This window comes from Rhizobium sp. O111 (assembly GCF_055616315.1).
In genome coordinates this window covers 989,952-1,002,003 of sequence record NZ_JBSHXL010000001.1, presented here as the reverse complement: position 1 = coordinate 1,002,003, position 12,052 = coordinate 989,952, and the positions used below count along the sequence as shown (strand labels likewise).

14 protein-coding genes are annotated in these 12,052 nt (G+C 60.9%); 6 read left to right on the top strand and 8 right to left on the bottom strand.

The window, feature by feature from the left end; translation table 11 throughout:
* Positions 1 to 183: 183 nt before the first annotated feature.
* Both ACVTFQ_RS05020 and ACVTFQ_RS05015 read left to right on the top strand, forming a co-directional pair.
* Entirely contained in the window at positions 184 to 687 is a 504-nt protein-coding gene (locus ACVTFQ_RS05020; RefSeq protein WP_111561163.1) for a cupin domain-containing protein, read from the top strand.
* A gap of 17 nt (positions 688 to 704) precedes the next feature.
* Positions 705 to 1,241, top strand: coding sequence for a GNAT family N-acetyltransferase (locus tag ACVTFQ_RS05015; protein WP_111561162.1), 537 nt, complete (start codon positions 705 to 707; stop codon positions 1,239 to 1,241).
* On the opposite strand, the gene ACVTFQ_RS05010 is transcribed toward ACVTFQ_RS05015, so the two are convergent.
* The 7 genes from ACVTFQ_RS05010 to ACVTFQ_RS04980 all read right to left on the bottom strand — a co-directional run bounded on the left by ACVTFQ_RS05010 (position 1,204) and on the right by ACVTFQ_RS04980 (position 7,914).
* Positions 1,204 to 1,824 carry a riboflavin synthase gene (locus ACVTFQ_RS05010; protein WP_111561161.1) on the bottom strand — a complete coding sequence of 207 codons (621 nt, stop codon included), beginning with the start codon at positions 1,822 to 1,824 and terminating at the stop codon, positions 1,204 to 1,206. The genes ACVTFQ_RS05015 and ACVTFQ_RS05010 overlap by 38 nt on opposite strands.
* Positions 1,824 to 3,125 carry a bifunctional diaminohydroxyphosphoribosylaminopyrimidine deaminase/5-amino-6-(5-phosphoribosylamino)uracil reductase RibD gene (gene ribD, locus ACVTFQ_RS05005; protein ID WP_111561160.1) on the bottom strand — a complete coding sequence of 434 codons (1,302 nt, stop codon included), beginning with the start codon at positions 3,123 to 3,125 and terminating at the stop codon, positions 1,824 to 1,826. The genes ACVTFQ_RS05010 and ribD overlap by 1 nt, the downstream gene beginning before the upstream one ends.
* A 3-nt stretch (positions 3,126 to 3,128) precedes the next feature.
* Positions 3,129 to 3,605 (bottom strand): transcriptional regulator NrdR, encoded by a 477-nt coding sequence (gene nrdR, locus ACVTFQ_RS05000; protein WP_047513200.1) that lies wholly within the window; start codon positions 3,603 to 3,605, stop codon positions 3,129 to 3,131.
* A 9-nt stretch (positions 3,606 to 3,614) separates the two neighbouring features.
* A complete protein-coding gene (gene glyA / locus ACVTFQ_RS04995) occupies positions 3,615 to 4,913 on the bottom strand; it encodes a serine hydroxymethyltransferase (RefSeq protein ID WP_111561159.1) in 1,299 nt (432 codons plus the stop codon).
* A gap of 153 nt (positions 4,914 to 5,066) precedes the next feature.
* Positions 5,067 to 6,371, bottom strand: coding sequence for a L,D-transpeptidase family protein (locus ACVTFQ_RS04990; protein ID WP_026283037.1), 1,305 nt, complete (start codon positions 6,369 to 6,371; stop codon positions 5,067 to 5,069).
* 459 nt (positions 6,372 to 6,830) lie between these two features.
* Complete coding sequence (gene ldtR / locus ACVTFQ_RS04985; RefSeq protein WP_018898693.1) at positions 6,831 to 7,346, bottom strand: transcriptional regulator LdtR; 516 nt, start codon at positions 7,344 to 7,346, stop codon at positions 6,831 to 6,833.
* Between the two features lie 130 nt (positions 7,347 to 7,476).
* Positions 7,477 to 7,914 (bottom strand): DUF6163 family protein, encoded by a 438-nt coding sequence (locus ACVTFQ_RS04980; protein WP_111561158.1) that lies wholly within the window; start codon positions 7,912 to 7,914, stop codon positions 7,477 to 7,479.
* Positions 7,915 to 8,062: 148 nt separating this feature from the next.
* Between ACVTFQ_RS04980 and hemB the strand changes: the two genes are divergently transcribed.
* The 4 genes from hemB to ACVTFQ_RS04960 all read left to right on the top strand — a co-directional run bounded on the left by hemB (position 8,063) and on the right by ACVTFQ_RS04960 (position 11,456).
* Positions 8,063 to 9,076, top strand: coding sequence for a porphobilinogen synthase (gene hemB / locus ACVTFQ_RS04975; protein ID WP_112435902.1), 1,014 nt, complete (start codon positions 8,063 to 8,065; stop codon positions 9,074 to 9,076).
* A 77-nt stretch (positions 9,077 to 9,153) separates the two neighbouring features.
* Entirely contained in the window at positions 9,154 to 9,612 is a 459-nt protein-coding gene (locus tag ACVTFQ_RS04970; RefSeq protein ID WP_018898696.1) for an RDD family protein, read from the top strand.
* A gap of 176 nt (positions 9,613 to 9,788) precedes the next feature.
* The gene (locus tag ACVTFQ_RS04965; protein WP_111561156.1) at positions 9,789 to 10,565 is read left to right on the top strand and encodes an arginyltransferase; all 777 of its coding nucleotides are present in this window, start codon (positions 9,789 to 9,791) and stop codon (positions 10,563 to 10,565) included.
* Complete coding sequence (locus ACVTFQ_RS04960; RefSeq protein WP_111561155.1) at positions 10,566 to 11,456, top strand: DMT family transporter; 891 nt, start codon at positions 10,566 to 10,568, stop codon at positions 11,454 to 11,456. It abuts the gene before it with no gap.
* Here the strand turns inward: ACVTFQ_RS04960 and ACVTFQ_RS04955 are convergent.
* On the bottom strand, positions 11,392 to 11,904 hold the full coding sequence (locus ACVTFQ_RS04955; RefSeq protein ID WP_047513216.1) for an SRPBCC family protein: 513 nt from the start codon (positions 11,902 to 11,904) through the stop codon (positions 11,392 to 11,394). The genes ACVTFQ_RS04960 and ACVTFQ_RS04955 overlap by 65 nt on opposite strands.
* Positions 11,905 to 12,052 lie beyond the last annotated feature (148 nt).

Here is a 12,052-nt window from a genome sequence, read left to right as displayed (position 1 = left end):
CAAAACATGCCTTCGGCAGAATGGCAAGCAAATTCGGCTCATGGCTGCGGTGCAAAATCGCGAATCGTCCCGGCGAACGCCGAGGTGCTGGCGGACTGCCGGGGCGAAAACGCCAGGTCGTGATCGATAACGGGTTGATTTCCCGCGCAAACTCATAGTTCCCTGAGGCAAAGGGGGACGAGAATGACCGATCAGCAAACACCCGTTATCAACGTGGATGCACTCAGCCTTGAGCGCTGGAAGCAGGGAGAGTTTTACCAGAGCGCGGATACATCCTTCGGCGCGATGCTCGGGCTGAAAGGGCTCGGCGTCAGCTATAACGAGGTACCCGCGGGCAAGTCGGGCTGTCCCTTCCACAACCATCATGCCGAGGACGAGATGTTCTTCGTGATCGAGGGGACCGGCGAATATCGCTTCGGGACCGAGCGCTATCCGATCCGCAAGGGCGATGTGCTCGGCGCACCGGCGGGCGGGCCGGAGACGGCGCACCAGATTATCAACACGGGTGCCACCCCGCTCATCTATCTCGGCATCTCGACGAAGGCTGCGACCGATATCGTCGAATACCCGGACTCGGGGAAGTTTCTTGCGAAGACGCGCCGCGAGGGATCGCCCGATCGGTCGTTTCGCGTGATGGGACGCGCCGGCGACAGTCTCGACTACTGGGATGGCGAGCCGGGAGCCTGACGAGGAAAGCGATCGCGATGAACGAGATACCGACGATAGAGACCGAGCGGCTGATCCTGCGCCCGCACGCGCTTGAGGATTTTGAGGCCTATCATGCGCTCTGGAGCAACGATGCGGTCGTGCGCTTCATCAGCGGGGTGGCATCGACGCGGGAGCAGAGCTGGGGGCGCATGCTGCGTGTCGCAGGCATGTGGCATCATATGGGCTTCGGCTTCCTCGCCATCGAAGAGAAAGAGAGCGGGAAGTTCGTGGGCGAAGCAGGCTTCCTGGAGATGAAGCGCGACATGCAGCCCGTCAGCACCGAGGGGACGCTGGAAACGGGCTGGGCATTGTTTCCGGAGGCTCAGGGAAAGGGCTACGCGACCGAGGCGCTGCGGGCATTGATCGGCTGGGCAGAGGTGCACTTTCCGGCACGGCCGATGAGCTGCATCATCGATCCCGACAACGCCGCCTCGCTGCGCCTCGCCGAAAAGCTCGGCTTTGGCGATGCGAGGCGCTCGAACTACAATGGCGAGGTTATTCTGCTTTCGCGACCGGGAACTCGGCCAGCCTAGCGGCGTAACGCGCCATTGTGTCGACCTCGAAATTGACGAAATCGCCAGCCTGGCGCTTTCCCCAGGTCGTGACCTCGAGCGTGTGGCGAATAAGCAGAACGTCGAAGTCGGTGCCATCGACAGCGTTGACGGTCAGCGATGTGCCGTCAAGCGCGATCGAGCCCTTAGGCGCGACGAACTTGGCCAGATGCTCCGGCGCACGGATGCGGAAACGGGTGGCATCGCCCTCTTCGGTGACGGAGAGGATCTCGGCCTTGCCATCGACATGGCCGGAGACGATGTGGCCGCCCAGTTCGTCGCCGATCTTCAGCGAGCGCTCGAGATTGACAGGGCTGCCCTCTTTCCAGGTGCCGATCGTGGTCAGGCGCAGTGCTTCTTCCCAGGCTTCCACCTCGAACCAACGGCCGTTGCTGCCCTCTTCGGGCAAGCCGGTGACGGTCAGGCAGATGCCGGAATGCGAGATCGAGGCGCCCATGTCGATGGTCGCGGGATCATAGCTAGTCGCCACGCGAAGCTTGATGCCCTCCTTGAGAGGCGAAACGGATTCGATCGTGCCGACGTCGGTGACAATGCCTGTAAACATCAAACTTCTCTTTCGTATTCGTCCAGGCTGTCGTCGCCAACGATGCGCGTGCCCACATGCTTGAAATCGGATGGAATATCGGTTTTGCGGATCGGCGTTTCAATACCGCCTTGCCCAATCGTGCCCGGCCCCTGGTAGAGCAGGATGCGATCGATATAGCCGGCCTCCAGGAAAAGCCGCGCCGTCTTGGCGCCGCCTTCGACCAGCAGCGAGGAAATGCCGCGGGAGGCGAGTGCCGGGAGAAGCTGTTCCGGGTGGTAGGGGTGGCAGTAGACGACTTCGACGCCGGCGGATTCGAGGGCTTGGCGGCGGGAGTCGAGTTGTGCGGTGGTCTCAGCGTTGATGTCAGCGGTTGGGATACCCCCCTCTGTCCTGCCGGACATCTCCCCCACAGGTGGGGAGATTGGCTGGGGGTGGCCGCTCGATTCAACATCGATTGTTTGGGGAGAAGCAGACAACGAGTCGATCTCCCCCCTTGTGGGGGAGATGTCCGGCAGGACAGAGGGGGGTAATCCTTGCTCCCCCGTCTGCGAACCGGAAACCTCCTCACGCCCCACCACGATGACCGGAACCTGCCGCGCCGTCCGCACCAGCTTCGACGTCAACGGCAGCTCCAGCAACGGATCCAGCACAACACGCACCGGCGAGCGTCCCTCAAGTCCGGGAATACGCACCGTCAGTTCCGGATCGTCGGCAACGGCTGTCCCGATGCCGACAAGGATCGCATCCGTCTCGGCGCGCAGCTGCTGCACTTCGGCGCGCGCCTCGGGACCGGTGATGGCGATCTGCCCCTCGCCCATGCGCCCGATCATGCCGTCTTGAGAAACGGCAAGTTTCAGAATCACATAGGGGCGGTTCTTCGTCTGGCGGGTGAGATAGGCGGCCAGCGAGTGGCGGCCCTCCTCTTCCAGCAAGCCGGTCTCGACCATGATGCCGGCATCACGGAGCATGGATATGCCCCTGCCCGACACGCGCTCATCGGGATCGGTGACGCTGATGACGACGCGCGCCACGCCGGATGCGATCAGCGCATCGGCGCAGGGCGGCGTCTTGCCGTGGTGGGAGCATGGCTCAAGCGTGACATAGGCGGTGGCGCCGCGCGCCAGTTCACCGGCCTCGGCCAGCGCCTGCGGTTCGGCATGCGGACGGCCGCCGACAGCGGTCGTGCCGCGGCCGACGATCGTGCCGTCGCGCACGACGACGCAACCGACAGAGGGGTTTGTGGATGTCTGGCCGAGATGGAGGAGACCCAGGCGGATCGCCTCCTGCATGAATTGCGCGTCGTCTGGCGAGGCGCTCATCGCTCAACTATCCAAAGGATCGCGAGCGATCTTGGCGTTGATCTCAGAGATCACCTTCTCGAAATCCTCGGCGTGAGAGAAATCGCGGTAGACCGAAGCGTAGCGCACGAAGCCGACGTCATCGAGGCTCTTCAGCGCTTCGAGAACCTGCAGGCCGATCTGCTCGGAGCTGATTTCGACCTCGCCGGAGCTTTCCAGGCGTCGGACGATGCCGGAGACCGCGCGTTCTATGCGGTCGCGGTCGACGGGGCGCTTGCGCAGTGCGATCTCGAAGGAACGCACCAGCTTGTCGCGATCGAAAGGCACCTTGCGGCCGGTCTTCTTCGAGACCATGAGCTCGCGCAGCTGCACGCGCTCGAAGGTCGTGAAGCGACCGCCGCAATCAGGACAGATACGCCTGCGGCGGATGGACGTATTGTCCTCCGCCGGGCGTGAATCCTTGACCTGTGTGTCTTCCGATCCGCAGAATGGGCAGCGCATGCGCTATCCTTAGCCGATGTAGTCGTACATTGGGAAGCGGCCGGTGAGGTTCATCACCTTGTCGCGTACGGCTGCTTCGACGCTGGCATTGCCTTCGTCGGAGTTGGCCGCCTTCAGGCCATCGAGAACCTCGACGATGAGATTGCCGATTTCCTTGAATTCCGCTTCCTTGAAGCCACGCGTCGTGCCGGCAGGCGCGCCGAGGCGAACGCCGGAGGTGACGAAGGGCTTTTCAGGGTCAAACGGGATGCCGTTCTTGTTGCAGGTGACGTAGGCGCGGCCGAGAGCTGCTTCGGCGCGCTTGCCCGTGGCGTTCTTCTTGCGAAGGTCGACCAGCATCAGGTGGTTGTCGGTGCCGCCGGAGACGACGTCGAGGCCGCCTGCGATGAGCGTTTCCGACAGCGCCTTGGCGTTCTTGACGATCTGGGCGGCGTAATCCTTGAACTCAGGCTGCAGCGCTTCGCCGAAGGCAACGGCCTTGGCGGCGATGATGTGCATGAGCGGACCGCCCTGCAGACCTGGGAAGACGGCCGAGTTGAACTTCTTCGCCAGATCTTCGTCGTTGGTCAGGATGACACCACCGCGCGGACCGCGCAGAGACTTGTGGGTCGTGGTGGTGGCAACGTGGCAATGCGGGAACGGCGACGGATGCTGGCCACCGGCAACGAGACCGGCGATGTGAGCCATGTCGACCATCAGGTAGGCGCCGACTTCATCAGCGATCTCGCGGAAGCGCTTCCAGTCCCAGATACGGGAATAAGCTGTGCCGCCGGCGATGATGAGCTTCGGCTTGTGGGTACGTGCCTTCTCGGCGACGTCGTCCATATCGAGCAGGTTGTCGCCTTCGCGAACGCCGTAGGACACGACGTTGAACCACTTGCCGGACATGTTGACCGGCGAACCGTGGGTCAGGTGACCGCCCGAATTGAGGTCGAGGCCCATGAAGGTGTCGCCCGGCTGCAGCAGCGCGAGGAAGACAGCCTGGTTCATCTGCGAGCCGGAGTTCGGCTGAACGTTGGCGAAGTTGACGCCGAACAGCTTCTTGGCGCGTTCGATCGCGAGTTCTTCAGCGATATCGACGAACTGGCAGCCGCCATAGTAGCGCTTGCCCGGATAACCCTCGGCGTATTTGTTGGTCATGATGGAGCCCTGGGCTTCCAGAACCGCACGGGAAACGATGTTTTCCGAAGCGATCAACTCGATCTCATGACGCTGGCGACCGAGTTCCTTTTGGATCGAACCGAAGATTTCCGGATCGGTATCGGCAAGCGAGCGATTGAAGAAGGTCTGGGTAGAAGCATTGGTCATCGGCGGGCTCCTTAACTGGAATGCGCTAGGCTATTAGCGCCCTGCCCGTTCGAGGGCAATACGGAGAGCGACATTTGCTGGGCAATCTACGCGCAACAAAAAACCGCGCCATGAAAGACGCGGTTTTTTTAGTTCTAACGCAGCTTGCGGCTCTTACTGAACCGGCTGCTCCATGCCCGCGGTCGTGTCGAGCGCGAGTTCGGCATTGCCGTCCATCTGGTAGATATCGTCTCGGAACTGCACGATACCGTCAGGCATGCCCCAGGCGGAGATGTAGACGAAGTATACAGGCACTTCCTCGGCCAGCTTGATCGGCGTGTTGACGCGGGTGGTGATCACCTGCTCCATCTGCTGGCGAGACCACGGAGGCGTGTCGCGCAGCAGCCAGGTGGTCAGGTCGCGAACGTTCTGGACGCGCACGCAGCCGGAGGATTCGAAACGCATGAGCTTGTTGAACAGGCCCTGCTGCGGCGTGTCGTGCATGTACTCGCCGTTCTTGTTGTAGAAGTTGATTTTCGTCGACGCCATGGCGTTGATCTTGCCCGGGTCCTGACGGAACATCAGGTTCGGCGCCTTTTCGGCGTTCCAGTCGATCGTCTCCGGGGCGACCTCCGTACCCTTGCCGTCGATCAGACGAATGTTGTTCTTCGTCAGATAAGTCGGGTCCTTGCGCATCAGCGGCACGATGTCCTTTTCGACGATCGAGCGCGGCGCGGTCCAGTAAGGATTGAGGATGACCTCGTAGATCTTCGAGTTGACCAGGTGTGTCGGGCGGCTCAGACGGCCGACAACCGCGTTGTGGCGCGTCACGACACTACCGTCCTCGATGCCCTCAACGTAAGCGGCCGGGATGTTGACCATCACGTGGCGACGGCCGAGTTCTTCCGGGAAGGTCTGCAGGCGGATCAGGTTCGTGTTCAGCTGCTGCAGGCGCACGTCGGCCGGGATGTTCATCGCCTTCAGCGTGAATTCACCGAGCACGCCGTCGGCCGGGAGGCCGTGACGCGCCTGGAAGCGCTTGACCGCGCCATCGACGTAGGAATCGAAGGACGAAGACATGCCTGCTTCCTGCGGCAAGTCGCCGGTAACGAAGAGGCGCTGGCGCAGGGCCTGGACGGACTGATCGGTGACGCCGATCTGCAGGCGCTGCTGGCCCGGATTGACCTGCGGCCAACCGCCTGCGGATGCGATCTGCTGATACTGGGCAATCGCCTGCTGAATGCTGGGGACGGACTGCGGTCCGAGGATCGGGGTGTTCGACACCACGGCGTTTGCCGTACGGGACGCTGCCTTCGCATCGAACTGGTCGTCCCAGTCACCGCGCTCCGGTGCATTGATCAGCGAATCGATTGCCGATTGCGCCAGAGCCGGCGCCGCTACCGAGCTTGCGCCAACGGCTGCGGCCGAAGCAAGAAATGCCCGCCGAGAGAGAGCTTCAGTACCTGTTTTTTTAGACATGCATCCCAACCACAATAATGCCGCCGCTTGAGAGACCGGTGGCTTTGCCCTTCGTCACCGCGAATAACGCAGTCACTACCCATCCGTTGCCACGGCGCACCTCAAATTCTCGCTGCCGGCGATCACATGATCGCGAGCAGGAAAGGCGAGGTTTTCATAACCCCGGATTCGAAAAGCGCCGATTGCCGTGTATTTCCGCTGCCATGCTAATATGGCCAATTCGTGTCTCCGCCGAAAAGTGCAACTTTCGATAGCGATCGAAGCGAAGAATGAACCAAACCATTGCAACGTTTCTGCCGGCTAATAGCGGCTAAAAGGCGACTTGAATACAGGGGTTTACCGCTTGAAGCGCGGTTGGCCGGCCATGCGTTGCAAAGATGCCACGTCGGCGCAAACGGCAAAGCCGGACGCGCAGGGAAACGCATCCGGCTTTCTTTGACCTTGGAGGGGTCTTGTTGCTTAGAGACGATACATGATCGAGTCGTTCCAGAAGCGGTCCAGACGGGTCAGCAGCTTGTTCATCTGCGCGAACTCGTCGGTGCCGATGCCGCCGACCTTGTCGATCGATGCCGTGTGGCGCTCATAGAGCTTGGCAACCGTCTCGGCGATTTCCTGGCCGGTTTCCGTCAGGCTGATGCGGACCGAGCGACGGTCGATGCGCGAGCGCTGGTGGTTGATGAAGCCGAGGTCGACGAGCTTCTTGACGTTGTAGGAAACGTTGGAGCCCAGGTAGTAACCGCGAGAGCGAAGTTCGCCGGCGGTCAGTTCCGAGTTGCCAATGTTGAAGAGGAGGAGAGCCTGGATGGCGTTGACGTCGCTGCGACCCTGACGGTCGAATTCGTCCTTGATGACATCCAGAAGACGACGGTGAAGACGTTCAACAAGATGAAGGGATTCCATGTAAAGATCGCGGATACCCAGGTCCTGCTGTTCACGGAAGTTCGATACCGCCTGCGGCTTGATTTTCGTATTCATGATGACTGCCTCACTGTTTTGTTTGGCGGTGTTGGTTGTCTTCCCGCCTTGAGACAGACCCTATCGAATACAGATAAAATTCTACTTAAACTGCAGGCTTAACAGTGCCTTACCAAAACGCGCTGTTGTATCAGGGTAAATCAACACTTACCTGCTGCCGGCGCCGGCGCTTCTCCTGCCAGAGCAAAAAGCGGAAAACAGCGTAGATAACGGCCACTGCCGCATGCAGGAGAATGATGAGTTTGTTGGCTCCGAAAATCTCCGGAAGAAAGCCATACATTATGATCTGGCCACCGGCCGCCAGCACCCAGATGACGGGTCCCCAGGAGACAGCCAGCCAGAGCCCGAGGGCAGCCACAGGGAACAGGACGGCAAGGCTGGTGCTTGCCACCTTCCACGGCAGGCTCAGAAGATCGAAGCGTCCCGCACCAATCAGCGAGTAGCCGACCAGCATCGCCCAATACTGCAATCCGAACCAGAAACACGAGATCGCGATCAGGCGCAGGAACAGGACAAAGAGAACGCCGGTGAGCGTGCTTTTCGGTATGGTCGGAGAATCAGCGTTCATGCGTCAGACAATAGAAGTGCTGCGGCGTCTTCGCCAGCGGTTGATCGCAAGCTGTTGATTGGTTGCGGCCATTCGCCCGGTTTGGATTTGCCTGGCGGCATGATAATGAGCGCAGCAACAATTGGAACTGCCAAGAGCTGGAACGATCATGCAGGACAAGACACACCTCGTTGATGAAATCACGGGCCACCGCCGGATGCGGCGCAACCGCAAGGCCGACTGGACGCGCCGGATGGTGCAGGAGAACCGACTGACGGTCGACGATCTGATCTGGCCGGTCTTCGTGGTTCCGGGTTCCGGCATCGTCGAGCCGATCCCCACCATGCCTGGCGTCAACCGGATGAGCGTCGACAAGCTGGTGGAAGCCACCAAGGAAGCGGCCGATCTCGGCATCCCCGCAATTGCGACCTTCCCGAATATCGAGATGTCGCTGCGCGACGAGACCGGCTCCAACAGCCTGGAAGCGAACAACCTGATCAATCAGGCAACCGCCGCCATCAAGAAGGCCGTGCCGAATATCGGCGTCATCACCGACGTGGCGCTAGACCCCTTCACCAGCCACGGCCACGACGGCATCCTGCGCGGCAACGAGATCGTCAATGACGAGACCGTCGAGCAGGTGGCGCGCGCGGCCGTGATGCAGGCCGATGCCGGCTCAGACATCATCTCGCCTTCCGAAATGATGGACGGCCGCATCGGCGCCATCCGCCGGGCGCTAGACGCCGCCGGGCACCAGGATGTCGGGATCATGAGCTACGCGACGAAGTTCGCCTCCGCCTTCTATGGTCCCTACCGCGAGGCGATCTCGACCGGCGGACTGCTGAAGGGCGACAAGAAGAGCTACTATATCGACCCCGCCAACGGCACCGAGGCGATCCGCGATGCGGCACTCGACGTCGAGGAAGGCGCCGACATGCTTATGGTCAAGCCCGGCCTGCCCTATATCGACATCTGCTGGCGGATGAAGGAAGCATTCGGCCTGCCGACCTTCGCCTATCAGGTGTCGGGCGAATATTCGCAGATCAAGGCGGCGGCGATGAACGGCTGGATCGACGGCGAAAAGGCGATGCTCGAGACCCTGCTCGCCTTCAAGCGCGCCGGTTGCGACGGCATCCTCACCTACTTCTCCATCGAGGTCGCCAAGATTCTGGCCAAGCGCTGATCGCTTCGCGCCAATATTGCATTCGGGGCGAGCGTCACCATATCAGCGGTAGCCACTCTCGAAAGGAGACCGTAACGATGTCGCTCAACCCGAACCCGCTTTATGCCGCACCTGACGATTGGCGCGCCTATAGCGGTACGCTGAGCCGGCGCGTTTTTGCGTTCATCCTCGACTATGTGATCATTCTGCTGCTCTGCATTCCCGCAGCGGTGATCCTGTTCTTCCTGTCGATCGTCACGCTCGGCCTCGGTTTCTTTCTCTATCCGGCGCTGTTCGTGATCGTCGCGGGCCTCTATTTCGGCTTCACGGTCGGCGGCTCGAGCCAGGCATCGCTTGGTATGCGGGCTATGGGGATTGCGATCGTGCGCGTCGATGGGCGGGAGATGGATTTCCTGACAGCAATCGTTCACCTCGCGCTGTTCTGGATCCTGAACTCGGTTCTGACACCGCTGATTCTGCTGGTCGGCCTGTTCACCGAACGCAGCCGCCTGCTGCATGATTTTCTCGTCGGCACGGTGACTGTCAGAACCGCCTGAGATCGCTCAAGCCTCTGAAATAAGCGGATTTCCCCTCCTTTTGAGGGGAAATTTTCGGCCAATATCCGAAAGTATAATCAGTCACAAAGCGCGGCGCACTGCCGCGCTGTTGACGTTTTCTTTTCTTAAGTCATGCTGTCATTTCAGCATGCAACCTAAGGACATCTCAGCAGCAGATGAATACGCAGACCACGCCATCTCCGCAGTTTTATCTGACGGCCCCGGCTGCCTGCCCTTACCTTGCGCATGAGATGGAACGGAAGGTTTTTACGCATCTCGTCGGGCCCCGCGCCGCCGAGATGAATGACATCCTGACGCAGGGCGGATTTCGCCGCTCGCAGAACATAGCCTACCGCCCGGCCTGCGAGGCCTGCCGAGCCTGTGTCTCGGTCCGCATCCTCGCCGACGAGTTCGAGCCGACCAAGTCGATGAAGCGGGTGCTCGCGACCAATTCCGATATCATCTCGACTGAATTTCCGGCGCAGCCATCAAGCGAGCAATATTCGCTGTTTCGCCGCTATCTCGACTATCGTCACCAGCAGGGCGGCATGTCGGACATGACGGTGCTCGACTATGCGATCATGGTCGAGGATACGCACGTCAACACCAAGATCATCGAGTATCGCCGACGTGTCGAGGGATCAGGACTGGAGACGCGGCCAAGCGGCGAGCTGATCGCGGCGGCTCTGACCGATACGATGAGCGACGGGCTCTCGATGGTCTACTCCTACTTCAATCCCGATCTCGACAAGCGCTCGCTCGGCACCTTCATGATCCTCGACCACATCAGGCGGACAAAGGCGCTCGGCCTGCCGCATGTCTATCTCGGCTACTGGGTCCAAGGCTCGCGGAAAATGGACTACAAGACCCGCTACCAGCCGCAGGAACACCTGACCGCGCGCGGCTGGGAACGCTTCGACCCAACATCCCTTCCCGAAGGTAGCCAGCCTTAAATGAGTTTCCTCACCCTTTCCGATCATCGGAAGGGCCTGCTGCTGACGGCGATCGGCGGCCTTGCGCTCTCCATGGACATTCCGCTCGTGCGCCTCGCCCATGGCGACATGTGGTCGATCGTCGGCATGCGCAGTATCACCACGGTTGCCGTGACGTTGCTGATCCTTTGCACGATCCGGTGGATGAAGGGAAGCTGGCCGGCGATGGTGCCCGGTCGAGCGGGCCTTCTTGCGGGATTTCTCTACGGGCTATCGACCATTACATTCCTGCTTGCGGTGTTTCATACGACCACCGCTAACGTGGTCTTCATCGTCGCCTTCAATCCGATGTTCGGCGCGCTGCTGTCATGGCTGTTCCTGAAAGAGCGCCCATCAGTATCGACGCTGGTGACGATGGCGGTGATGATTGTCGGCGTCGGCATGATCGTCGGCGATGGACTGGCCGGCGGCCACAGCTTCGGCGATGCGATGGCGCTCTTGACGGCGCTGGTGCTTGCAGGCGCGATTACCGTCGGGCGCGCGTCACGTCGCGCCATGGGCTTCGTGCCGTTGCTTGCCGCAGCCCTTCCCGCCGCCCTGGGCCTCGCCAACACCCTGCCAGCAGGTCTCGTGATCGAGCATCCCGCCTGGATCATCTTCAACGGCGCGATCCTGATGCCGGTGTCGTTCTGGTGTCTTGCCAGCGGGCCGCGCTATCTGTCGGCGCCCGAGGTCGGCATGTTCTACCTGCTCGAGACCATCCTGGCGCCGATCTGGATCTGGTTGATTTTCGCGGAAACGCCGCCGGTCATGACGCTGATCGGCGGCTCCATCCTCGTCACCGCGATTATGGCGCACTCGCTTTGGATGGTTCGGAAACAGCCTGCGACGCAACAAGCTCCGGCAGCTTGACTGTGTGAGCCGCATCGAGCTCGCGCTCCAGCCCGTTCAGCACATGCGTCCAGCCGCGATGGGTCTGCTCTTCGAAGGCCGACCACTCGGCGCACATTTCATGCGACAGCGTCAGGCGCGTGCCCTCCCCCAGCGGCTCGATCTCGACGCGGATGCGATCGGCGTTGTGATCGTGTTCGGCGACCGAAAACGAGAACACCATCAGGCGCGGCCGGCGCATTTCGAGAAATACGCCGTAATGAACAGCGTCACCGGTCGGCCGTCTGTCGATGACGAGAAAATGGCCGCCGACGCGCGGCTCGATATCTGCGCGGATGACCCGTCCGTCATCGGTGGCGAAGAGGAAGCGTTTGGCGATTTCGGGGTTGAGCCAGGCGTCGTAGACCTCGCAGGGCGAGGCATTGTAGGTGTGGCCGACGGAAAGCGTAATGGTCTTGCAGGCACTCATCAACATTCCTCCGTGATCGGACCTCCATGATCGGACATGCCGCCTTCCACGAAGGCGCCACATACGATCATTCCGTCCGCCTTCGGAATGATGTTTGTCCATGTTGTGATTACAGGACAGAACTAGAGGAAATGCCCCGCTCGCCAAG